This window comes from Paraglaciecola sp. IT1134 (assembly GCF_058068185.1).
Window position 1 is genome coordinate 13,515 of the sequence record NZ_CM176486.1, and the last position, 23,248, is coordinate 36,762.

The 23,248-nt window shown below is 46.2% G+C and carries 16 protein-coding genes, 2 tRNA genes and 2 rRNA genes; 13 read left to right on the forward strand and 7 right to left on the reverse strand.

What is annotated here, in order from left to right:
* Positions 1 to 27 precede the first annotated feature (27 nt).
* The gene (gene polA, locus AC3RV5_RS00065; protein WP_489732241.1) at positions 28 to 2,811 is read right to left on the reverse strand and encodes a DNA polymerase I; all 2,784 of its coding nucleotides are present in this window, start codon (positions 2,809 to 2,811) and stop codon (positions 28 to 30) included.
* An 840-nt stretch (positions 2,812 to 3,651) separates the two neighbouring features.
* Between polA and AC3RV5_RS00070 the strand changes: the two genes are divergently transcribed.
* The gene (locus AC3RV5_RS00070) at positions 3,652 to 5,103 is read left to right on the forward strand and encodes a TrkH family potassium uptake protein (RefSeq protein WP_489729973.1); all 1,452 of its coding nucleotides are present in this window, start codon (positions 3,652 to 3,654) and stop codon (positions 5,101 to 5,103) included.
* A gap of 181 nt (positions 5,104 to 5,284) precedes the next feature.
* On the opposite strand, the gene AC3RV5_RS00075 is transcribed toward AC3RV5_RS00070, so the two are convergent.
* The 5 genes from AC3RV5_RS00075 to def all read right to left on the reverse strand — a co-directional run bounded on the left by AC3RV5_RS00075 (position 5,285) and on the right by def (position 10,156).
* Entirely contained in the window at positions 5,285 to 5,821 is a 537-nt protein-coding gene (locus AC3RV5_RS00075) for a DUF2780 domain-containing protein (RefSeq protein WP_489729974.1), read from the reverse strand.
* Between the two features lie 125 nt (positions 5,822 to 5,946).
* Entirely contained in the window at positions 5,947 to 7,326 is a 1,380-nt protein-coding gene (gene trkA, locus AC3RV5_RS00080) for a Trk system potassium transporter TrkA (RefSeq protein ID WP_489729975.1), read from the reverse strand.
* A gap of 50 nt (positions 7,327 to 7,376) precedes the next feature.
* On the reverse strand, positions 7,377 to 8,690 hold the full coding sequence (rsmB, locus tag AC3RV5_RS00085) for a 16S rRNA (cytosine(967)-C(5))-methyltransferase RsmB (protein WP_489729976.1): 1,314 nt from the start codon (positions 8,688 to 8,690) through the stop codon (positions 7,377 to 7,379).
* On the reverse strand, positions 8,687 to 9,637 hold the full coding sequence (gene fmt, locus AC3RV5_RS00090) for a methionyl-tRNA formyltransferase (RefSeq protein ID WP_489729977.1): 951 nt from the start codon (positions 9,635 to 9,637) through the stop codon (positions 8,687 to 8,689). The genes rsmB and fmt overlap by 4 nt, the downstream gene beginning before the upstream one ends.
* Positions 9,638 to 9,646: 9 nt before the next feature.
* Positions 9,647 to 10,156, reverse strand: coding sequence for a peptide deformylase (gene def, locus AC3RV5_RS00095; RefSeq protein ID WP_489729978.1), 510 nt, complete (start codon positions 10,154 to 10,156; stop codon positions 9,647 to 9,649).
* Positions 10,157 to 10,347: 191 nt separating this feature from the next.
* On the opposite strand from def, the gene AC3RV5_RS00100 reads away from it, so the two are divergent.
* The 8 genes from AC3RV5_RS00100 (at position 10,348) to AC3RV5_RS00135 (ending at position 16,312) form a co-directional block, all read left to right on the forward strand.
* Positions 10,348 to 11,424, forward strand: a complete 1,077-nt coding sequence (locus AC3RV5_RS00100) for a LysM peptidoglycan-binding domain-containing protein (RefSeq protein ID WP_489729979.1) — start codon at positions 10,348 to 10,350, stop codon at positions 11,422 to 11,424.
* Between the two features lie 26 nt (positions 11,425 to 11,450).
* Positions 11,451 to 12,584 (forward strand): DNA-processing protein DprA, encoded by a 1,134-nt coding sequence (gene dprA / locus AC3RV5_RS00105; RefSeq protein WP_489729980.1) that lies wholly within the window; start codon positions 11,451 to 11,453, stop codon positions 12,582 to 12,584.
* Between the two features lies 1 nt (position 12,585).
* Complete coding sequence (locus tag AC3RV5_RS00110; protein ID WP_489729981.1) at positions 12,586 to 13,062, forward strand: DUF494 family protein; 477 nt, start codon at positions 12,586 to 12,588, stop codon at positions 13,060 to 13,062.
* A gap of 54 nt (positions 13,063 to 13,116) precedes the next feature.
* Positions 13,117 to 13,680 (forward strand): DNA topoisomerase family protein, encoded by a 564-nt coding sequence (locus tag AC3RV5_RS00115; protein ID WP_489729982.1) that lies wholly within the window; start codon positions 13,117 to 13,119, stop codon positions 13,678 to 13,680.
* 71 nt (positions 13,681 to 13,751) lie between these two features.
* Positions 13,752 to 14,315 (forward strand): L-threonylcarbamoyladenylate synthase type 1 TsaC, encoded by a 564-nt coding sequence (tsaC, locus tag AC3RV5_RS00120; RefSeq protein WP_489729983.1) that lies wholly within the window; start codon positions 13,752 to 13,754, stop codon positions 14,313 to 14,315.
* Positions 14,316 to 14,318: 3 nt separating this feature from the next.
* Positions 14,319 to 15,236: an oxygen-dependent coproporphyrinogen oxidase gene (gene hemF, locus AC3RV5_RS00125; RefSeq protein ID WP_489729984.1), complete on the forward strand. Its 918-nt coding sequence runs from the start codon at positions 14,319 to 14,321 to the stop codon at positions 15,234 to 15,236.
* Between the two features lie 3 nt (positions 15,237 to 15,239).
* Positions 15,240 to 16,058, forward strand: a complete 819-nt coding sequence (gene aroE, locus AC3RV5_RS00130) for a shikimate dehydrogenase (protein ID WP_489729985.1) — start codon at positions 15,240 to 15,242, stop codon at positions 16,056 to 16,058.
* The gene (locus tag AC3RV5_RS00135) at positions 16,055 to 16,312 is read left to right on the forward strand and encodes a hypothetical protein (protein ID WP_489729986.1); all 258 of its coding nucleotides are present in this window, start codon (positions 16,055 to 16,057) and stop codon (positions 16,310 to 16,312) included. The genes aroE and AC3RV5_RS00135 overlap by 4 nt, the downstream gene beginning before the upstream one ends.
* Before the next feature lie 3 nt (positions 16,313 to 16,315).
* Here the strand turns inward: AC3RV5_RS00135 and AC3RV5_RS00140 are convergent, their stop codons facing one another.
* Positions 16,316 to 16,849, reverse strand: a complete 534-nt coding sequence (locus AC3RV5_RS00140; protein WP_489729987.1) for a gamma carbonic anhydrase family protein — start codon at positions 16,847 to 16,849, stop codon at positions 16,316 to 16,318.
* Positions 16,850 to 17,400: 551 nt separating this feature from the next.
* Between AC3RV5_RS00140 and AC3RV5_RS00145 the strand changes: the two genes are divergently transcribed.
* The 4 genes from AC3RV5_RS00145 (at position 17,401) to AC3RV5_RS00160 (ending at position 22,876) form a co-directional block, all read left to right on the forward strand.
* Positions 17,401 to 18,937 (forward strand): 16S ribosomal RNA (locus tag AC3RV5_RS00145).
* Positions 18,938 to 19,174: 237 nt separating this feature from the next.
* Positions 19,175 to 19,251, forward strand: a tRNA-Ile gene (locus tag AC3RV5_RS00150).
* Between the two features lie 152 nt (positions 19,252 to 19,403).
* A tRNA-Ala gene (locus AC3RV5_RS00155) sits at positions 19,404 to 19,479 on the forward strand.
* 511 nt (positions 19,480 to 19,990) lie between these two features.
* Positions 19,991 to 22,876: ribosomal RNA gene (locus tag AC3RV5_RS00160) — 23S ribosomal RNA — on the forward strand.
* Together the 16S and 23S rRNA genes with 2 tRNA genes alongside form the textbook arrangement of a ribosomal RNA operon.
* Positions 22,877 to 23,248: the final 372 nt, after the last annotated feature.

The following is a 23,248-nucleotide window of genomic DNA, read 5'->3' on the forward strand; positions in this document are numbered from 1 at the left end:
GTGTTTATTTCAAAATTAGACTGCTTGTTAGTGGGCTTCATCCCAGTTTTCACCGATCCCAGCCTCCACAGTTAGCGGAACATCTAAGGAAACGGCCTGTTCCATCAAATTAATTATGGAATCTTTGTGGGTTTCGATATTTTGTAATTTTATTTCAAAAATCAGTTCGTCGTGTACTTGCATGATCATGCGAACCTCATCTTCGGGGAGTGTTTCTATCCAGGCATCGACCGCTAGCATGGCTTTTTTGATGATGTCGGCCGCGGTACCTTGCATAGGTGCGTTAATCGCTGCCCGCTCTGCGCCTTTGCGGCGTAAGCCGTTGCTGGCATTAATATCTGGAAGATACAAACGACGACCGAAAACTGTGGAAATATAACCTTGTTCTTTGGCGCGTTGCCGAGCGCCTTCCATATAGGCCAACACACCAGGATAGCGTTCAAAATATAGATCCATGTAACGCTGTGCTTCCTGTCGGGGCACATTTAGCTGCTTGGATAGACCGAATGCTGACATGCCGTAAATGAGCCCAAAGTTTATGGCTTTAGCATTACGCCTCTGTTCAGTTGTAACGTCTTGCAGGGACACATTAAACACCTCTGCTGCTGTGGCTGTGTGGATATCCTTGCCCGTCGAAAATGCGGTGAGTAGCCCCTTGTCTTGCGACAAGTGAGCCATGATCCGCAATTCAATCTGGGAATAATCCGCGGCCACTATCTTATAACCCGGCCTAGCAATAAATGCCTGGCGTACGCGTCGCCCTTCTTCGGTGCGGATTGGAATATTTTGCAAGTTTGGATCAGTCGAAGACAGGCGTCCCGTTGCCGTTATCGCCTGGTGGTAAGATGTATGCACTCGCCCAGTGCGTGGATTTATCATTTTGGGGAGTTTGTCCGTATAGGTATTCTTAAGTTTGCTTATCACCCGGTATTCCATCAATAGCTTGGGAAGAGGGTAAGTCAATGCTAATTCTTGCAATACCTCTTCAGAGGTGGATGGCGCACCCTTGGGAGTTTTTTTCAATACGGGCAAATCCATTTTTTTAAACAAAATTTCTTGCAGCTGTTTAGTCGACCCCAAATTAAACTCTTCCCCCGCCAATTCATGTACTTGCTTTTCTAACTGCATGATACGGCTGGCCAGTGTTTGGCTTTGTTGGCGCAATTTTTGGCTATCGATTAATACCCCAAACTGCTCCATTTTGGCGAGCACCGAGGCTAGGGGCACTTCGATCTCTTGTAGCACTGCAGCTAACTCGTGTTGCTCGCTTAATTTTTTCCACAAATGATGATGTAGTCTTAAGGTAATATCCGCATCTTGTGCTGCATAGGGAGCTGCCTGTGCCAGCGGGATCTGGTTGAAGGTTAATTGCTTGGCACCTTTGCCAGCAATGTCTTCGAAATGAATGGTATTGTGATTCAGATAGACGAGCGCCAGGCTGTCCATGTCGTGGCGTGTGGCAACACTATTTAACACGTAGGATTCAAGCATGGTATCAAAGGCGATCCCCTGTAAATCAATCGCATAATTGGCTAACACGTTTTTATCGTATTTAAGGTGCTGGCCGACTTTTAATTTGTTTGGGTCTTCAAGCAATGGCTTGAGTAAAGCGAGTACTTCGTTCCTATCCAATTGTTCAGGCGCATCTGCATAATCATGAGCAACCGGAACATAAGCCGCTTCACCTTCGGTTACGGCAAAAGACAAACCAACGAGTTCGGCTTCCATATAATTTAAGCTGGTTGTTTCGGTATCAAAGGCAAATAAGGCCGATTCTTCTAACTTTGTAAGCCACAAGTGCAGCTCATCGATGCTCAGGATGGTTTGATAATTCGTTGAGTCGATAGTACTTGCGTTGCCGGTTGCAGGGGCATCGACGACTGGAGCGCTGTGTGTTTGTTGTAACGCATCAACGGTGTCTTTCAACCAGCGCTTAAATTCCAAATCAGCAAAGAGTTCTTTTAATTTTGCATTATCTGGCAGTGTAGGCGTGAGTTTAATGGGGGAATACGCAAGGGAAACATCCAACTTGATCGTCGCCAAGGTATAAGACAACCGCGCCTGCTCTTCGAATTCACGCATCTTGTCGGCCATTTTTTTGGCGCCGCGAAACGTTAATCCGGCTATTTTATCCAGATTTTGGTAGATTTCATCAACACCACCTATGCCTTGCAACAGAGCCAACGCGCTTTTGTCGCCAACACCTGGTACGCCGGGGATATTGTCAACCTTATCTCCCTTCAAGGCCAATAAGTCGATAATTAACTCCGGTGGAATACCAAACTTATCGATTACTCCTTTTTGATCCATGATTTGATTGTTCATAGTATTTATCAGATACACGTGCTCATTGACTAACTGAGCCATATCTTTATCGCCGGTACTGATGAGAGTCGCAATTCCCAATTTCGACGCCTGATCAGCGAGTGTGCCAATCACGTCATCGGCTTCGACACCGGACTCGACTATTATAGGCAAGCCCATAGCTTCTATTATTTTGTGCAGAGGCGCTATTTGACTGCGAAGTTCGTCCGGCATGGCCGGACGATGTGCTTTGTATTCAGAGTAGATGTCATCACGAAAGGTTTTGCCTTTGGCGTCAAACACCACTGCCATATGAGTAGGGTTGAACTGTTTGATCAAGCTACGCAACATGTTTATCACGCCGTACACCGCACCCGTATCTTGACCCTTGGAGTTAGTTAGGGGGGGCATGCCGTGAAATGCTCGAAAAAGATACGAAGAACCATCGACTAAAATGAAGGGGTTTTCAGGGATGACAGGTACAGGTGCACTTTCTGGGTTACTCATAATATTATTTTGGTCTCGGGGAAAATGAAAACGGGTGAAGGATGCCACAGAGGGAAAATTTCCTCCAGGTTCTAGCTCAATCATTTTGTGGATAAGTCTGTTGACGAATAAAAAACGTAATGATCAGATTGATCTTATACGATCAACCCGAATCGCTACAGCCCTCATTTTTAGTGGTGTAGGTGTTGGGTCGAAATATCTTGGCAAGGGGAATAATTAATTTACCCACTGTGGATAACATATTTGAATGTAAATTGACACTTCCTCGATGGGAGAACACTTTACACTCAATTCATGGAGGGGAGAAGCTGTATTATTAAACTATTTTTATCTCAAACTACTTTAGTTGTCGATCGAAAACGCATAAGCCAAGGGTAGCAGGGCTTATAGGTCAATGATGATACTATTAGTACCTTTAAAGTTGGTGATTATTCACACATAAGGCGATTCCACTACTCAGGTTGCATAAAACAGCCCATTATTGAAAGGGGACTGGCAGCTCATTTCTTGCATCACAATAATGTTTATATTGTGCGTTTGTAGCCATTGTGCGCTAAATAAACCAGGTTTAGGGGAAACCAAGTGGGAAATTGCCAAGAGTATGTAACTATGCGTTAAATCTAGTTGTGAAATAAGCGTATTTTACCGACCTCAATAATATAAATTCATTTATTTGACTTTTTTTTCGATTATCGCTTTTGATTTAGGCTAGGGCGGATAATAATTGCCTATTCGCATAAAAATAATAATATAAACAATGAATTGGTGGTCTTTAACGTATTTTCGGCAGGCCATGTAGACTGTTCGGTGTTTATTGAAATAGTGGGTAGTTAATAACGTATGCAATACCGTACTATTGTCAGGATTTTGGGTTTATTGGTCGCTCTGTTTAGCGTGACTATGATCTTACCCGCCATTATTTCTTTGTATTTTAAAGACGGCAGCGGGCTGCCATTTTTTCTCGCCTTCATTTTGTGTCTCAGTACTGGATTGCTTTTTTGGTATCCCAACCGACGTTATCGTAAAGATTTACGTGCTAAAGAAGGCTTTTTGATCGTTGTACTTTTCTGGACAGTGCTGGCAAGTTTCGGTGCGCTGCCTTTTTTATTGCTCGAACAACCGGAAATGTCGGTACCTGATGCATTCTTCGAGTCGTTTTCGGGATTAACCACCACTGGAGCAACCGTGATCGAAGGGGTAGATTATCTGCCTAAGGCTGTACAGTTTTATCGTCAACAACTGCAGTGGTTGGGAGGAATGGGAATTATCGTTCTTGCTGTGGCCATTTTGCCGATATTGGGAGTAGGGGGTATGCAGTTATATCGTGCCGAAACGCCAGGTCCGGTAAAAGATTCTAAAATGACCCCCAGAATTGCCGATACGGCCAAACACCTGTGGTACATCTATCTGTCGTTAACCATTGCTTGCTGGTTCGCCTATTGGGTAGCGGGCATGAATTGGTTCGATGCCCTTTGCCATTCATTTTCAACCGTGGCGATTGGTGGTTTTTCAAATTACGATGCAAGCTTAGGTCAGTTCAATAGTCCGGCAATAAACTTGGTCTGTGTGGTGTTTCTGTGGATCGCTGCGTTAAACTTTGCTTTGCACTATGCGGCTGCCAGCGGTCGCACACTCAAGGGGTATTTTTATGACCCTGAACTTAGGACCTTTTTCTTGATCCAGTTTTCCCTAGTGGCTGTGTGTTTTCTGGTATTGATGAAGTTTAGCTGGTTTGATAGTGCTGGTGTGGCTTTCGATCAAGCTCTTATTCAAGCGGTGTCTATCAGTACAACAGCGGGTTTTGCCACAACAGATTTTGCCCATTGGCCCGCTTTTTTGCCTATTATGCTGATTTTTTCAAGCTTTATTGGAGGTTGCGCCGGTTCCACCGGGGGCGGGTTGAAGGTTGTACGGGTGCTGTTACTCTATCTTCAAGGCAAACGTGAAGTAGACCGCTTAATTCATCCCAAGGCCGTCTATACCGTTAAGTTAGGAGACCGGGCGTTACCAGATAAGGTGGTTGAAGCTGTATGGGGATTTTTTTCCGCCTACGCGATGATTTTTGTCATCATAATGGTCTGCCTTATCGCAACTGGAATGGATGACGTAACGGCCTTTACGGCCACGGCCGCAACCTTAAATAACCTGGGCCCCGGACTTGGCACAGTGGCCGGCACTTACGCCGATGTGTCTGATCCCGGCAAGTGGTTGTTGATTTTAGCGATGCTTTTTGGTCGACTCGAAGTATTCTCTTTATTAGTGTTGTTCTCGCCCACGTTTTGGCGTAGCTAGCAGTTCGCTTCGTTACTATGCCAACTGCCCCATAAAATGAGCTCAATCGATTTAAATCCAGCTCTCTAAATACGGTTTTCAAGTTGAGGAATAATGACAAACGGAAAACTTTTCTTAGGCATAAGAAAAAAGCCACTTAGTGGCTTTTTACGTTGATGTCAAAAAGGGGGGGACTAAAGAATTAACCCAGTAACTTACCCATACCTTGTGTTAACAATTGTTTAGCTTGCTGGCCTTCGGGTGTATCAAGGTAAGTTTGGGCTTTTGATACAAACTGCGTGATCATTTCCGGCTTTAAACCTAATGCTTCAAATTGTTTTTTCAGGTTATTGATCGCGGTTAAGGATTGGTTATAGCTAGCGGCTTTATCTAAAATACCTCCCAAACCACCTTCGCTTGTCATGCTGCTTATATCTGGAACGGATTCCAGTAAACCCCCAACACCCGGTAACACTGCGGCAAGTTGCTTGTATTGGTCAGAGGAAATATTGTCTTTTGCATAATTGAAAATAGCGCCTAAGCCGCCGTTGGCTTGAGTCTTAGTCACGCCCAGTGATTCAGTAACAGAAGAGACCATACCTTCAATTGAAGGGGTCGCCGCTTCTTGCTCTGAGGCCATACCGAACATGCCTTTAATAGAATCTAACCAACCCTGGGCATGCGCCTGAGGTTGAATACTTAGGGCTGCAATAGTTAGCACCATACTTAACTTTTTCATTTTCATTCCTTTACCTGCCTTAATTGATAAGGTTGATCTTAGAGTATTTTGTGCAGTCCGCCAATCTAACCTTTAGACTAATAATGTGGTTCCAGACCAAACGCTAAAAAATGCCAATACCTGGATTAACCAAAGAAAAAAGCGCTCGGTTGAAAGAGCTTTTCAACGTTGCTGATAAACTTTTTGTCTACCAAAAATAAAATAACATGGTCATTGGCTTCAATTTTTGTATTACTGTGAGCAATAATCACTTCGTCCGCTCGCACGATAGCCCCAATAGTTGTGCCCGGCGGTAATTTTATGTCGCGGATTTCCCGCCCCACTACCTTTGAGGTGTTTTGATCCCCGTGGGCTATGGCTTCAATTGCTTCTGCGGCACCACGACGCAATGAATATACATTAACAATGTCCCCACGACGTATATGAGTCAGCAAAGCTGAAATAGTTGCCTGCTGGGGTGAAAATGCGATATCTATCTCACCACCTTGAACGAGATCGACATAGGCACTGCGCTGTATCAGCACCATGGCTTTTTGAGCACCCAAACGTTTTGCCAACATGGCGGACATGATATTTGCTTCGTCATCATTGGTGACAGCGATAAACGCATCGATCTGCTCTACGTTTTCTTCTGTCAGTAACTCGTGATCTGAGGCATCACCACAAAATACTATGGTTTTATCCAAATGTGCGGAAAGATATTTTGCGCGTTCTTGGTTGTATTCAATCAGTTTTACATTGTGATTATGTTCGAGAAGTTTTGCCAAACCTGCGCCAATTAAACCTCCACCGGCGATCATAATGCGTTTATAGCTTGATTCCAGCTTTTGTAATTCGCTCATCACAGCGCGAATGTGTTTAGTGGCGGCGATGAAAAACACTTCATCGTCAGCTTCTATTACCGTGGTGCCGAGGGGGCGAATAGGGCGTCCACGACGATAAATGGCTGCGACCCGAGTTTCCACATTCGGCATGTGTTGTTTGAGGGTAGATAAAGCGTGACCCACTAATAATCCGCCGTAATACGCTTTAACCGCAACTAGGCTGGCTTTGCCATCGGCAAATTCTACTACTTGCAGGGCGCCTGGATAATCGATAAGCCGTTTAATAGCTTTAGTAACCAGTTGTTCAGGCGCAATCAAATGATCAACGGGTATATCCTGGTGTTTGAATAGTTGTTCCTGATAAATAATATATTGCTCGGATCTCACCCTGGCAATTTTAGTGGGTGTTTTAAATAAGGTATAAGCCACCTGGCACGCCATCATATTGCTTTCATCGCTGTTAGTTACAGCTATCAGCATATCGGCATCTTCAGCACCGGCCTTTTTTAACACATCGGGATGGGAGCCGACACCATTTACTACCTGCAAATCCAGGCGGTCCTGAAGATGTCTGAGGGTTTCGTTATCCGAGTCGATAACGGTGATCTCGTTTTTCTCGCCGACCAGGTTCTCCGCAAGGGTTGCGCCTACTTGGCCAGCGCCAATAATAATAATTTTCATTATAGATTCATTCTAAATTATTGGTCTGTATGGATAAATTCAAGTATGTTTCATGACTTTAGCAGCCTGGCATAATAGAAACCATCCATTTGTTTGTCGCCCGGTAAAATTTGTCTTCCTGGCTTGTCCGGTGCATCGTTGGCAAATGTGGTATCGAGCTTGGCATCTGCAGTGCGAGTTAAAAACTGGGTGATTTGCTGATGGTTTTCTTCCGGTAATATGGAGCAGGTAGCGTATAACAGGGTACCGCCAGGTTTTAATAATGGCCATATTGCGTCAAGTATTTGTTCTTGTAACTCAACCAAATTGACAATGTCCTGGGCTTTACGTAACCATTTTATATCTGGATGACGGCGGATAATACCGGTTGCCGAACAAGGGGCATCTAACAATATACGATCAAACTGCTGACCATCCCACCATGTAGCAGGTTGGCTGGCATCTCCACAAATTAGCTGGGCCTGGTGGCCTAGGCGTTGCAGATTCTCAGTCACCCGAACCAGGCGATGTTGCTCAATATCTAGGGCAACACACTTAGCTAAAGCAGGCTCAAGCTCCAGAAGGTGACAGGTTTTACCTCCCGGAGCTGCACAGCAATCCAGCACGATTTCCTGGGGTAATGGCCCAAGAAGTCGGGCGGCTAGTTGCGCTGCGCCATCTTGTACCGCAAACCAGCCGAGTTGATAACCGGGCAGGGTAGTAATGTCGCAACCTTTGTCCAGCACCAACCCTTCAGGCTGATCGGGTTCCAAACTAAATCCAATTTGCTGTTGTACTAACTTCTCGGTGTAATCGGGTAAAGACATGTGTCTGCTGTTGACCCGTAACCAAATAGGCGCTTTGTGTTGCATCGCGACTACTAACTGAGCATGTTGTTCTGGATAAGCTGCCAGTAATTTTTTGTATAACCATTTCGGTAGACCTGAATTGAGTTGACCATTTTCGGGCACGTTGAGCTGCAATTCCTGACGGATAAAATTTCGCAATACGGCATTTACCAATCCTTTCATGCCTACAACGTTAAGTGGCTTGCAGGCATCAACTGTTTCAGACACCGCAGCATGGGTGGACACACGGCTAAACGCCAGTTGATAAAAGCCGAGCATGATTAAATGTTCAACGACTTTAAAATTCTTTTTTAATGGCTTGTCGAGCAGCAAGCGCAACCAAAATTGCAAAATTGGCAGTTGTCGCAACACCCCGTAAGTCATTTCTTGTAACCAGGCCTTATCTTTGTCGGAGTAAGCTTGCTGCATAGTTGGCAGGCATTCTCTGGCAGATACGCCATGCTCCAAAATCTGGTGCAAGACTTTGGCGGCATCAGCGCGTAGATTTTTGCTGGATTTTATACTTGTTTCAGTCACGCCAGTACCGAACCTGGAATGAACAATTCACTATGGCCGTTGAGTATGTCTCTGACAGGCAGCGGCTTTTTGCCCGGTAACTGTAGACTTTCAATCAGCAGCATATTTTCTCCTGTCATAATGACGATACCTTCTTTACTAGCTTGAACAATTTCACCTGGCACGGCCTTTGAATATTGATCGGTCAGAGGCACTGCCCTGGCTTGCCACACTTTAACGGCGATGGTCTGCGTGACAAAATACACTACTGGCCATGGATTAAACGCTCGCACGTTACGGGCTAATTGCGCCGCATCCAGAGTCCAGTCAATATTGGCTTCTTGTTTAGATAACTTGGTTGCATACGAGGCCTGATCGTCATCTTGTGGTTCTGGTATTACGGTATCGAGCTGGGACAAGCTCTCCAATAAGGCTGCTGGGCCCAATTCGGCTAGTTTTGGGTACAAACTGGCACTTGTATCTTGCTCAGTGATAAGTATGCTTTTTTTGCACAGCATAGGTCCGGTATCCAGGCCTTTATCCATTTGCATCACCGTCACACCTGTGTGCAGATCACCTGCCCAAATTGCCCGTTGGATAGGTGCGGCCCCGCGCCATTTAGGCAACAGTGAACCGTGCACGTTTAGGCAACCGAGTTTTGGTGTATCTAAAATACCCTGGGGAAGAATTAAGCCGTAAGCCACCACCACCATTACATCGGCTTGGAGTGACGCCAGTTGTTCTTGAGCTTCGCTGGTTTTCAATGAACTTGGTTGCAAGACATCAATGTTGTGGCTAAGAGCCAATTGTTTTACCGCGCTGGCTTGCAGCTTTTTGCCTCTTCCGGCGGGTCTGTCTGGCTGGCTGTAGACGGCTATTACTTTGTGTTTTGAGGTTATTAACGCCTGTAAATGCGTAGCAGCAAAATCGGGAGTCCCTGCAAAGACAATATTAAGTCCTGAATTCAAAGTAACCTCTTATAGCCTGGCAGCTAGCCTTGCTTCTTTTTCCAATTTGGTCTTAATGCGCTGGCGTTTTAGTGGTGAAAGGTAGTCAACAAATAGCTTGCCTTGCAAGTGATCGAGTTCATGCTGAATACAAATCGCCAGTAGTCCCTCTGCATCCAAGGTAAAGGACTGGCCATTTTCATCCAGGGCTGTGACGGTTATCTTCTCTGCCCGCTCAACTTTTGCGTAATTATTAGGCACAGACAAACAACCTTCTTCACTAACCGTCGTCCCTTCCATATGGGTGATTTTGGCATTAATGAAAACCTGGGGACTGTCCTGTTTTTCTGATACATCCAGCACGACTAAGCGTTTATGTACGTCAACCTGGGTGGCAGCTAAACCTATGCCATTTTCATCATGCATGGTTTCAAGCATATCCTTGACCAGCGCTTTGATGCTGCTGTCAACTTTTGCAATGGGCTTGGCAACAGTGCGCAAGCGTTCATCGGGAAATCTAAGTACTTCTAATATGGCCATTGTTCAATTCAACTAATTTAAGATTTTGCGTAGCCCAATTGCTACATCTATTCGATGGAATTGGTGCTAGTGTCTGTATTAATAAGTATACCTTCCTCAAGATTAGACTATTTAATCAGGGGAATAACAGGCTATTCTAGCTTATCTGGATCCAAAACATAATAGTTGTCGTAGTAAGGTTTAGTGCCCATATGATAAAAAACATTCGTTATTATTGTTTGCTCTTGGCTTTCTTACCAATCTTGGTGCTGGCAGAGCAACTTTTATTAAAAGATACTGCCCCCAAGATTTACGTAGTTAAGCAGGGAGATACCCTATGGGATATCTCCAATATGTATTTAAATAAACCTTGGTATTGGCCGCAAATATGGCGTACCAATTCCCAGATCACTAACCCTCATCTAATTTATCCAGGGGATGAATTGAGACTTAGTCTCAATGCTCAGGGACAGCCTATTGTTGATATAGTCAGGGCGGAACAAAAAAATGCCATCAGGCTCTCTCCACAAGGTAAAAAAATAACCAAAACCCCTAATCCTATATCTGTGTTGCCCTGGGGTATTATTCAACCTTATATAGAAAATGATTTTCTGTTCAGCCACCAGGAGTATGATGAGCAACCTTATATCCTGGGAAATAACAATGGCTCGGTATATTTCGCCACGGACGACTTTGTCTTGGGTAAAGGTCAAAATATAGCCTTAGGTGACTATCAGGTGATCCGCCAACAAGGAGCCATTCATGATCTGAACGGAGAGTTTTTGGGTCTGCAAGTGCGGCATATTGCCGACGCTGTCGCCCTGGAAACTTCGTTAACAGGACAGACACTATTAGAAATTAAAAAAGCTAATTTGGAAGTCAAGCGAGGCGACAAACTTTTATTGAGCCACAATAGTGCTGTGCCAGAGACGATTAGTATCAAAGCCGCTGATCAGCAGCAAGGCTATATAGTTGGCGATCTAGAACAACACGAGTTATATGGCAAATACAACGTGGTCGTGCTAGACCTTGGGGAGCACGCCGTTGATGTGGGCACTGTCATGGGGATTTATACCCAAGGACCCAAAATTTTTGATGGGGAGCCTCCCCAATATGAAAACGAAAGTGGTGCCCTGAGTCACTTTTTATTTAGGGATGGAGATATTCAACAACCGGCGTTTAAGGTTGGAGAATTACTGGTCTTTAAAGTATTTGCTAAAGCCAGTTATGCACTTATCACGCGTTCGACTAAAGTTATTCGCAAAGGCGCTATCGTTGCCAAACCCTAGTGTATAGCGAATGAGAGTGAGCGGTTATGTTGCACACTGGACCCCAGGAGCCAAGTGAGCGTGAGTTAATTCAGTGGTTAACCATTGAACAGGTTCCGCGTTTTTCGCTAAAACGGCTCACCGCAGTGTTAGGCACCAATGGTTTGCAAATGGCTGACTTGTTTTCGGCTGATCATGAGCAGTTGCAAGCCTGGGGGTTGTCCCCTAGCCAGAGTCAGACACTTCGCACACCTAATGAACACTTCATTGAAAAAAGCTTAAAGTGGCATGCCAAGGATGCTTGCCATGTTATCTTGCCCGCTAATCATGCCTGTTATTCGAAGCTCTTGCTGGAAACAGCTCAGCCACCGGCTGTGTTATATTGCCACGGCAAAACTCAATTGTTAGATGGTCGACAGATTGCCATGGTCGGCAGTCGAAACCCATCAATTAGCGGCAAACAAAACGCCCAACACTTCGCTCAAGCCCTAGTTAACAGCGGATGGACGGTAACCAGCGGTTTAGCGTTGGGCATAGATGGTTTGTCACACTATGCGGCGTTGGTAGCCAAAGGTAATACGATCGCAGTACTGGGCAGCGGAATCGATCACATATATCCCAGACGCCATATTCAATTAAGTCAGCAAATAGTGGAGCAAGGTGGCCTTATCGTTTCTGAGTTTGCACCCGGCACGGCTACCAGGGCAGAGAACTTTCCCCGTCGAAATCGTATAATCAGTGGCTTGGCATATGGTACACTGATAGTCGAAGCGGCACTTAAAAGCGGTTCGCTGATCACCGCCCGATACGCGATGGAACAGGATCGAGAAGTCTTTGCAGTGCCAGGCAATATTCACAACCCCTTATCCAGAGGTTGCCATCATTTGCTCAAACAAGGTGCTAAACTTGTTGAAACATTGGACGATATAAATGAAGAGTTTCAACATCTTAATTTTGTTACTCATGAAAGAAATAACCAAGAGGCACAAAAAAATCACACACAAAGCTTGGCAGCAGACAAATTGTTAGATAGTGTAGATTTCGAAACCACACCACTAGATATAGTGGCTCAACGCTGCGGTTTGCCTGTGGCTCAGGTGATGTCTTTATTGTTAGAATACGAATTACGTGGTTTAGTAACGGCTGTTCCAGGTGGTTACCTTAAATTGGGGGAAAAATAATATGTTCGATATCCTCATGTATCTTTTCGAAAACTTTATTCACAGCGAGACTGAAATTCGTGTCGACCAAGACGAGTTGACTGATGAATTAGTTCGAGCGGGTTTTCACCATGACGAAATATACAAGGCGCTATCTTGGCTTGAAAAGTTGGCGGCGTTACAAGAAACAGATATTAATCCCTATTTGGTAAAAGGAGCCGCATCTTTCGTTAATCGTATCTACACCCATGATGAAGAAATGCGCCTGGATGTTGAATGTCGGGGTTTTTTGATGTTTTTAGAGCAAATAAATGTTTTAGACTCGTCGACCAGAGAGATGGTCATCGACCGAGTAATGGAAATAGACTCGAACGAGTTTTGTCTCGAAGACATGAAATGGGTTGTGCTTATGGTGCTATTTAATGTGCCAGGCAAAGAAAATGCTTATGCGCAGATGGAAGATCTGCTGTTTGAAGAGCCAGAAGGTCCGTTGCATTAATTCCTCCCAGGGCACGGGTCAGCATCTCTTGCTGACCAGATGTGCTGTCTAACTATGTCTAAAATTGATCATTCACTTTTTGCGGCTCATGAGGCTACGTTTGAAGATGAAGCGGGTCCCTGCCCCGAGTGTGGCGCGAAGCTACATATCAGACGTGGTAAAAAGGGTCCTTTTATCGGCTGCAGTAATTATCCAACCTGTGATTTTAGTAAACCCCTGCATGAAGTTGATAATACTGAAATAACGGTGATTGAGGGTTCAAGTTGCCCGGAATGCGCAGCCAATTTGGTGATCCGCAAAGGGCGTTATGGCATGTTCATAGGTTGCAGTAACTTCCCCGAATGTCACTATATAGAATCTGCAAAACAACAGACGGTAGTAGCCATAGCATGCCCCTCATGTGTTAAGGGCCAATTACTCAAACGTGCCAACAAATTTGGCAAGAGCTTCTACCCTTGTGATCAATACCCGGCTTGTCGTTATGCGCTGAATTCCCCCCCTGTCGACCAAGCTTGTCCAGCTTGCAAATGGCCTGTTATGCAGGAAAAAAAAACCGCTCAAGGTGTGTTTTGGCAATGTCCACAACGCAAATGCATGTTTAAGCAGCCAGCCGAATAGGTGTTTTTAGGTTTAACCCCCGCAATGCATGCTTTACACTCAGCGTAATATAGACGGCTTACATTAAAAAAATGACAGTAAAACATACAGATGATCCACTACTAACCCGTTTTCAGGCAGGGCAAATATTCGCTTACCCAACGGAAGCTGTGTTTGGCCTAGGGTGCGACCCTGACAATAAGGCCGCTGTAATGGCCTTATTGTCGTTAAAACATCGCGCAATCAGTAAAGGCTTGATCTTGGTGGCCAAAACCTATTCCCAGCTATTACCTTATGTGAATGATGCCGCCATTCCTATGTATATGCGAACAGAAATATTTTCCAGTTGGCCCGGTTCCATCACCTGGTTATTGCCTAAATCAAAAACCACTCCCCACTGGCTCACCGGCGATTCCGAATTAATTGCGGTGCGTGTAAGCCAACATCCGGTTATCCGGGACTTGTGTTCGCGTTTCGCCAAGCCGTTAGTGTCAACCAGTGCCAATTTGACAGCTACTGAACCTGCTCGAACGGTTCAACAAGTGCGGGAATACTTTAACGATAAAGTTTTACTTATTGAAGGTGAGCTGGGTAATGCCCAGTTACCGAGTAAAATTCGCCATGGCTTAAGCGGCCAAACAATACGAGATAATTAGACTATGTCACTACCAGAAGTTGCCGACATTGAATCGGTAAAAAAGTTTTTACTCACTCTACAAGACAATATTTGCCATACGCTGGAGATGGCGGATGGGAAAGGCAGCTTTGTCGAAGATAATTGGCAGCGTGAGCTCGGTGGTGGAGGCCGTACTCGGGTACTAACTAACGGTCAGGTGATCGAGCAGGGAGGGGTCAATTTCTCACACGTATTTGGTGGGCAACTACCTGCTTCTGCAACCGCTACCAGACCAGAATTGGCTGGTCGGAGTTTTCAGGCTATGGGCGTCTCTTTGGTGATCCACCCGAAAAACCCTCATGTTCCAACTTCCCACGCCAACGTGCGAATTTTCATTGCTGAAAAAGAAGGTGAACAACCGATTTGGTGGTTTGGTGGGGGCTTCGACCTCACCCCGTTTTACCCCATCCGGGCCGACGTAGAACATTGGCACAATACGGCCAAAACACTATGTGAACCCTTCGGGGAAGATGTGTACACCAAATACAAACAGTGGTGTGATGATTACTTTTACCTCAAACACCGTAACGAAACTCGGGGAGTCGGGGGCTTATTTTTTGATGATCTCAACGAATGGGGTTTCAAACGTAGCTTTGAATTTATGCAAGCGGTCGGCAATGGGTATTTGGATGCCTATGTACCTATTTTAGAAAAACGGAAAGAGATGCCTTACACCGAACAGGAGCGTAGCTTTCAGTTATACAGAAGAGGACGTTATGTTGAATTTAACTTGGTATACGATAGGGGCACACTATTTGGATTACAAAGTGGTGGTCGTACAGAATCTATATTGATGTCTATGCCGCCTTTAGCTAGGTGGGAATATGACTTCAAACCTGAGTCAGGAAGCCCGGAGGAGCTATTGTACAAAGAGTATCTTAAACCTCAGAAGTGGGTGTGAGCTGTGGACAGGTATGCAGTATTTGGTAATCCAATTGGCCACAGTAAGTCACCTCTTATTCATAGGCTATTTGCTGAGCAAACTAAGCAAGCGATAGAGTATGGCCGCCAAGAACCGGCAGAAGACCAATTTAATCCAGCTATCAAAGCATTTTTCGCACAAGGGTATTTAGGCGCCAACGTAACCGCACCATTTAAACTAGATGCATTTCGTTTCGCTGACGAATTGACCCCAAGAGCGAAAATGGCTGAGGCGGTCAATACGTTATCGAAACGTAAAGATGGAACCGTACTTGGCGATAACACCGATGGGCAAGGATTGGTACAAGACTTACAACGTTTATGGGGACGTATTGCAGGTAAGCGCTTATTATTAATTGGCGCTGGTGGAGCAACGCGGGGGATCATTCTGCCGCTGTTTACGGCTGGAATTGCAAATATACATATTGCCAATCGAACTGCGAAGAAAGCCCAAAACCTTGCTGAAAAGTTTAGCGATAGTGGCAGTGTTTCAGGTTCGGGCTTTACCGATATACCAGCAGGTGGTTTTGACGGCGTAATCAATTGTACTTCTTCGAGTCTCGATGGGGGCTTGCCCGATGTCAGCGCGAGCATTTTTTTACAAGCTGAATTTGCCTACGACATGACTTATAAATCCCAGGACACTTCATTTATACGCTGGGCAAGCGAGACAAATAACAATATCGCGGTTAGCGATGGGCTTGGCATGCTGGTGGGGCAGGCGGCAGAAAGTTTTTACTTATGGCGCCACGTAAGACCAGACATTGAGCCTGTGATTAGTGTTGTGCGGGAAATGATGTGAACCAAGCGATCCAGATCCAAGATGGCTACAGTGTGGATAACGAGACAATGTGCATTCAGCTCATTGTCTCGGGACTTATGATGGAGTGTCATATCAGCGACTTACCAGTAGCTGATATGCAGACGTTTTACGTTAATTATCTATTTGATCTTGAAGAGATGATAAGTGAACTGGTGGAGCGAGAAGCCTGGGATGAGAATGGTATCATCCGCATTCATAGCCGAACCCTAATCAAATCGGAATATAACGCTTAGGTGTTACTCGGTTTCAAGGTACTCGTTTTTCAAACGTATGTAGTTATCAGCGGAAACCTTAAGAAATGCGTTTTCTGTTTCTGTTAAGGGACGTGCTTGTTTAACGGGGCTGCCTACATATAAGTAACCGCTAGTTAATGTTTTGTTTGGTGGCACTAAACTTCCCGCCCCAATAAATACGTCGTCCTCTATTACTGCGCCATCCATAATGATGGCACCCATACCCACTAATATACGATCACCCAGTATGCAGCCATGCAACATACATTTGTGCCCAACGGTGACATCTTGACCGATAATCAGGGGATGGCCCTTAGGGTTGGATTCACTCACGCGACTAACATGTAACACAGTCCCATCTTGTATATTGGTGCGCGCGCCTATCTTTATATAGTTAACATCACCCCGTGCTGCTACTAATGGCCAAACACTGACATCTGCTGCACAATCGATATCGCCTACCAACACCGCAGATTCATCTACATAACAACCTGCTGCTAATGTAGGACTGACCCCTTTATAACGTCGAATACCCATTTTCTACCCCTTACAACTATCAATAGGCTGATATTAACAAAGTCATCAACAGGATGAAGCATAATTAGTGTCTTAAAAACCAGCAAGCTGCTGCTAGGGTGAGCAGTTTGTGTATAAATTGTCCGCTTAAACAATTATATGCAAATAAGGGTTGCGCTCATCGACGGGGTGTCTATAATGCGCACCTCGCTTCGGGGCAGCAGGTTAAACCGCTGAAACGACACCGGCTCAGGCTGGGGGTTCGAGACTCGTAAGAGTCAAGAGATTAGCGGGTTGCAAGGCGGTTTAGTTTGAGATTAAAATTAAATAAACCCTTGACAACCAAAACGAACAACGTAATATACGCCTCCCGCTTAAGAGGGTCTTCGGACAACTTAAGCAGAAAGATTAACTAGGCGACGTCATTGGATGGCCGTCACCTTGCGCTGATGAAATCGAAGTACGGTGTTCATCGCCGCGAAATGCTCTTTAACAATTAATAACAAGACAATCTGTGTGGATACTCACTTGATGAGTGTCTACCAACAAAAAATTCATGTTCGATAAATATTTAATTGAAGAGTTTGATCATGGCTCAGATTGAACGCTGGCGGCAGGCCTAACACATGCAAGTCGAACGGTAACATTTCAAAGCTTGCTTTGAAGATGACGAGTGGCGGACGGGTGAGTAATACTTAGGGATCTGCCTTTGTGTGGGGGATAACCATTGGAAACGATGGCTAATACCGCATAACGTCTTTGGACCAAAGGGGGCTTTCGGGCTCTCGCGCAAAGAGGAACCTAAGCGAGATTAGCTTGTTGGTGGGGTAAAGGCTCACCAAGGCGACGATCTCTAGCTGTTCTGAGAGGAAGATCAGCCACACTGGAACTGAGACACGGTCCAGACTCCTACGGGAGGCAGCAGTGGGGAATATTGCACAATGGGCGCAAGCCTGATGCAGCCATGCCGCGTGTGTGAAGAAGGCCTTCGGGTTGTAAAGCACTTTCAGTTGTGAGGAAAGGTTGACGGTTAATACCCGTTAGCTGTGACGTTAGCAACAGAAGAAGGACCGGCTAACTCCGTGCCAGCAGCCGCGGTAATACGGAGGGTCCGAGCGTTAATCGGAATTACTGGGCGTAAAGCGCACGCAGGCGGTTTGTTAAGCTAGATGTGAAAGCCCCGGGCTCAACCTGGGAATAGCATTTAGAACTGGCAGGCTAGAGTTTTGGAGAGGGGAGTGGAATTCCAGGTGTAGCGGTGAAATGCGTAGATATCTGGAGGAACATCAGTGGCGAAGGCGACTCCCTGGTCAATAACTGACGCTCATGTGCGAAAGTGTGGGTAGCGAACAGGATTAGATACCCTGGTAGTCCACACCGTAAACGCTGTCTACTAGCTGTTTGTGGATTTAATCCGTGAGTAGCGAAGCTAACGCGATAAGTAGACCGCCTGGGGAGTACGGCCGCAAGGTTAAAACTCAAATGAATTGACGGGGGCCCGCACAAGCGGTGGAGCATGTGGTTTAATTCGATGCAACGCGAAGAACCTTACCTACTCTTGACATACTGGAAATTTAGCAGAGATGCTTTAGTGCCTTCGGGAATCCAGATACAGGTGCTGCATGGCTGTCGTCAGCTCGTGTCGTGAGATGTTGGGTTAAGTCCCGCAACGAGCGCAACCCTTGTCCTTAGTTGCCAGCCTTAAGTTGGGCACTCTAAGGAGACTGCCGGTGACAAACCGGAGGAAGGTGGGGACGACGTCAAGTCATCATGGCCCTTACGAGTAGGGCTACACACGTGCTACAATGGTGAGTACAGAGGGAAGCGAACTTGCGAGAGTAAGCGGATCCCTTAAAGCTCATCGTAGTCCGGATCGGAGTCTGCAACTCGACTCCGTGAAGTCGGAATCGCTAGTAATCGCAAATCAGAATGTTGCGGTGAATACGTTCCCGGGCCTTGTACACACCGCCCGTCACACCATGGGAGTGGGTTGCAAAAGAAGTAGTTAGTCTAACCTTCGGGAGGACGATTACCACTTTGTGATTCATGACTGGGGTGAAGTCGTAACAAGGTAACCCTAGGGGAACCTGGGGTTGGATCACCTCCTTACTATTAGGCAGGCCTTGTCAGGTCGAGTGTTCACACAGATTGTTTTGTTGTTAATAAAGAAGAGCAAAAGAAGTGCTTGGGAAATTCAAGCAACTTGTCGTGATACTTGAAAGAGTATTGCGCAGTGTATTTGTTATCTAGGCAACGCCGCGAAGAATGTGTCGCAGGGAGCTAACGTCTGTTAGTGATCAAGGAAATTCTGTAGCCAGGAAGCATAGATGACAAAGACCAAGCAAGAGGCTTGTAGCTCAGCTGGTTAGAGCGCACCCCTGATAAGGGTGAGGTCGGCAGTTCAAGTCTGCCCAAGCCTACCAAATTCACGCCTATGCTGCGTTGGATGACTCGTCGTGTAGAAAACCACACGTCCTCGTTATCCGCCTTGCCTAGCCGCGAATTGCATCTTTGATACAAGGCTCGCCTTGATTAGACAAGATTACGGTGTGACAACATCGACCTGCTGTAAAGCGGGGCCATAGCTCAGCTGGGAGAGCGCCTGCCTTGCACGCAGGAGGTCAGCAGTTCGATCCTGCTTGGCTCCACCACATTTGGGGTGGGAAGTGAAAAATTGCTCAAAGGTAGCAAACCTTAATGAATGAATGCTGGTAACAGCGGGTATTGATTAGGGTTTTTTTAGACCTTAGCAAGAGGAGGACAATATCTGACATCGTCAGGTAGTTGAACTCACCTTGCGCCCATGAACTCAAAAATCGAGCTTCATGTGCACCTTGTTCTTTAACAATATGGAAAGCTGATAAAGTAATCAAAACGAAGAGAACGCTTTTAAGAGCTTACTCTATCTGATTTGAATGAATACTTGTCACGCATACAACGGCAACGCAAGTTGCACCTAACTTTGGATAAAAGGCCAAAGGGTAGGGCGAGTTATTTCGACGTGCAGACTATGATTGTTTGCTACGAGGAAATAGCGAGTTAGGTTGTTCTAGGCAAAGCCGCAGGAGGAACGAGTGAGGGAATGTACGTCTGTACATGACCGAGTGAGAGACGCCGAAGGTGAAGCATAGGGCAAGCTAAAGAAGCTATTTGGGGTTGTATGGTTAAGTGACTAAGCGTATACGGTGGATGCCTAGGCAGTTAGAGGCGATGAAGGACGTGTAAGTCTGCGAAAAGTTGTGGGGAGCCGACAAAATGCTTTGATCCACAAATATCCGAATGGGGAAACCCACCGCTTCGGCGGTATCATTAAGTGAATACATAGCTTAATGAGGCAAACGAGGGGAACTGAAACATCTAAGTACCCTTAGGAAAAGAAATCAACCGAGATTCCCCTAGTAGCGGCGAGCGAACGGGGACTAGCCCTTAAGCTGATTGTAAGTGAGTGGAACATACTGGAAAGTATGGCGATACCAGGTGATAGCCCTGTACACGAACACGAACTTTAAGTGAAAACGAGTAGGTCGGGACACGTGTTATCCTGACTGAATATGGGGGGACCATCCTCCAAGGCTAAATACTCCTAACTGACCGATAGTGAACTAGTACCGTGAGGGAAAGGCGAAAAGAACCCCTGTGAGGGGAGTGAAATAGAACCTGAAACCGTATACGTACAAGCAGTAGGAGCAGACTTGTTCTGTGACTGCGTACCTTTTGTATAATGGGTCAGCGACTTATATTTTGTAGCGAGGTTAACCGAATAGGGGAGCCGTAGCGAAAGCGAGTGTTAACTGCGCGTTTTAGTTGCAAGGTATAGACCCGAAACCCGGTGATCTAGCCATGGGCAGGTTGAAGGTTGAGTAACATCAACTGGAGGACCGAACCGACTAACGTTGAAAAGTTAGCGGATGACTTGTGGCTGGGGGTGAAAGGCCAATCAAACCGGGAGATAGCTGGTTCTCCCCGAAAGCTATTTAGGTAGCGCCTCGGACGAATACCACTGGGGGTAGAGCACTGTTAAGGCTAGGGGGTCATCCCGACTTACCAACCCTTTGCAAACTCCGAATACCAGTGAGTACTATCCGGGAGACACACGGCGGGTGCTAACGTCCGTCGTGAAGAGGGAAACAACCCAGATCGCCAGCTAAGGTCCCTAAGTTATCACTAAGTGGGAAACGATGTGGAAAGGCTAAGACAGCTAGGAGGTTGGCTTAGAAGCAGCCACCCTTTAAAGAAAGCGTAATAGCTCACTAGTCGAGTCGGTCTGCGCGGAAGATGTAACGGGGCTAAGTGATACACCGAAGCTGCGAACGCATAGCTTGCTATGCGTGGTAGGGGAGCGTTCTGTAAGCCGTTGAAGGTGTGCCGGGAGGCCTGCTGGAGGTATCAGAAGTGCGAATGCTGACATGAGTAACGATAATGGGGGTGAAAAACCCCCACGCCGGAAGACCAAGGTTTCCTGTCCCATGCTAATCAGGGCAGGGTAAGTCGGCCCCTAAGGCGAGGCAGAAATGCGTAGTCGATGGGAAACGGATTAATATTTCCGTACTGTTAATATCAGTGAAGGGGGGACGGAGAAAGTTATGCAAGCCTGGCGTTGGTAGTCCAGGTGAAAGTGCGTAGGGCGTTGGTTTAGGTAAATCCGGACCGACATATAACCTGAGACACGAGACGAGACACCACGGTGTTGAAGTTGCAAATACTATGCTTCCAGGAAAAGCCTCTAAACTTATGATATTAATAACCGTACCCCAAACCGACACAGGTGGTCAGGTAGAGAATACTAAGGCGCTTGAGAGAACTCGGGTGAAGGAACTCGGCAAAATCGTACCGTAACTTCGGGAGAAGGTACGCCGCTGTTTGTGATGAGACTTGCTCTCTAAGCGAATGGCGGCCGCAGTGAAATGGTGGCTGGGACTGTTTATTAAAAACACAGCACTGTGCTAAATCGAAAGATGACGTATACGGTGTGACACCTGCCCGGTGCCGGAAGGTTAATTGATGGGGTTATCTTCGGAGAAGCTCTTGATCGAAGCCCCGGTAAACGGCGGCCGTAACTATAACGGTCCTAAGGTAGCGAAATTCCTTGTCGGGTAAGTTCCGACCTGCACGAATGGTGTAACCATGGCCACGCTGTCTCCACCCGAGACTCAGTGAAATTGAAATCGCAGTGAAGATGCTGTGTACCCGCACCTAGACGGAAAGACCCCGTGAACCTTTACTATAGCTTGGCACTGAACATTGACCCTACATGTGTAGGATAGGTGGGAGACTTTGAAGCGTTGTCGCCAGATGACGTGGAGTCTACCTTGAAATACCACCCTTGTACGTTTGATGTTCTAACGTTGGCCCCTTATCGGGGTTGCGGACAGTGCCTGGTGGGTAGTTTGACTGGGGCGGTCTCCTCCCAAAGAGTAACGGAGGAGCACGAAGGTTGGCTAATCCTGGTCGGACATCAGGAGGTTAGTGCAATGGCATAAGCCAGCTTAACTGCGAGACAGACACGTCGAGCAGGTACGAAAGTAGGTCATAGTGATCCGGTGGTTCTGAATGGAAGGGCCATCGCTCAACGGATAAAAGGTACTCCGGGGATAACAGGCTGATACCGCCCAAGAGTTCATATCGACGGCGGTGTTTGGCACCTCGATGTCGGCTCATCACATCCTGGGGCTGAAGTCGGTCCCAAGGGTATGGCTGTTCGCCATTTAAAGTGGTACGCGAGCTGGGTTTAGAACGTCGTGAGACAGTTCGGTCCCTATCTGGTGTGGGCGTTGGATGATTGAGGGGAGCTGCTCCTAGTACGAGAGGACCGGAGTGGACGAACCGCTGGTGTTCGGGTTGTCATGCCAATGGCATTGCCCGGTAGCTACGTTCGGAATCGATAACCGCTGAAAGCATCTAAGCGGGAAGCGAGCCCCAAGATGAGTCATCCCTGGCAATTTAATTGTCCTAAAGGGTTGTTGAAGACTACGACGTTGATAGGCAGGGTGTGGAAGCGTTGTAAGGCGTTGAGCTAACCTGTACTAATTGCCCGTGAGGCTTAACCATACAACGCCCAAATAGCTTTTTATAAACGCGCTATCGCGCTGTCGTGATAATATGCTTAAGCGCAGGGGTACCCTGCTGACATATTATCTACTCGCTAAAGTAAAAGCGCAGCGACGGTCAAGTGTGTAAATAATAGTAGACGTGTATGAATGACAAGTATTATTAATCGACAGAGTAAGACTAAACGTTTTTTAGCATTGATTACCTCAGCTTTTACATATTGATTTATGCAAGATGAACACGACACGTCATATAGACAGGTCGACTCACCTTGCGTTAATTCATCGCACACAACGCGACTGAATTAACACTTAAAAGTTTAAAGCAGGATGAAGACGACACGTCACTTAGACAGTTTGACTCACCTTGCGC

What these genes read in the sequence shown, in the direction of transcription:
- AC3RV5_RS00070 (WP_489729973.1), top strand. Translation starts at nt 3,652, where the DNA reads ATGCAATACCGTACTATTGTCAGGATTTTGGGTTTATTGGTCGCTCTG.
- AC3RV5_RS00075 (WP_489729974.1), bottom strand. Translation starts at nt 5,821, where the DNA reads ATGAAAAAGTTAAGTATGGTGCTAACTATTGCAGCCCTAAGTATTCAA.
- AC3RV5_RS00140 (WP_489729987.1), bottom strand. Translation starts at nt 16,849, where the DNA reads ATGGGTATTCGACGTTATAAAGGGGTCAGTCCTACATTAGCAGCAGGT.
- AC3RV5_RS00110 (WP_489729981.1), top strand. Translation starts at nt 12,586, where the DNA reads ATGTTCGATATCCTCATGTATCTTTTCGAAAACTTTATTCACAGCGAG.
- hemF (WP_489729984.1), top strand. Translation starts at nt 14,319, where the DNA reads ATGTCACTACCAGAAGTTGCCGACATTGAATCGGTAAAAAAGTTTTTA.
- tsaC (WP_489729983.1), top strand. Translation starts at nt 13,752, where the DNA reads ATGACAGTAAAACATACAGATGATCCACTACTAACCCGTTTTCAGGCA.
- trkA (WP_489729975.1), bottom strand. Translation starts at nt 7,326, where the DNA reads ATGAAAATTATTATTATTGGCGCTGGCCAAGTAGGCGCAACCCTTGCG.
- AC3RV5_RS00115 (WP_489729982.1), top strand. Translation starts at nt 13,117, where the DNA reads ATGTCTAAAATTGATCATTCACTTTTTGCGGCTCATGAGGCTACGTTT.
- polA (WP_489732241.1), bottom strand. Translation starts at nt 2,811, where the DNA reads ATGAGTAACCCAGAAAGTGCACCTGTACCTGTCATCCCTGAAAACCCC.
- dprA (WP_489729980.1), top strand. Translation starts at nt 11,451, where the DNA reads ATGTTGCACACTGGACCCCAGGAGCCAAGTGAGCGTGAGTTAATTCAG.
- def (WP_489729978.1), bottom strand. Translation starts at nt 10,156, where the DNA reads ATGGCCATATTAGAAGTACTTAGATTTCCCGATGAACGCTTGCGCACT.
- AC3RV5_RS00100 (WP_489729979.1), top strand. Translation starts at nt 10,348, where the DNA reads ATGATAAAAAACATTCGTTATTATTGTTTGCTCTTGGCTTTCTTACCA.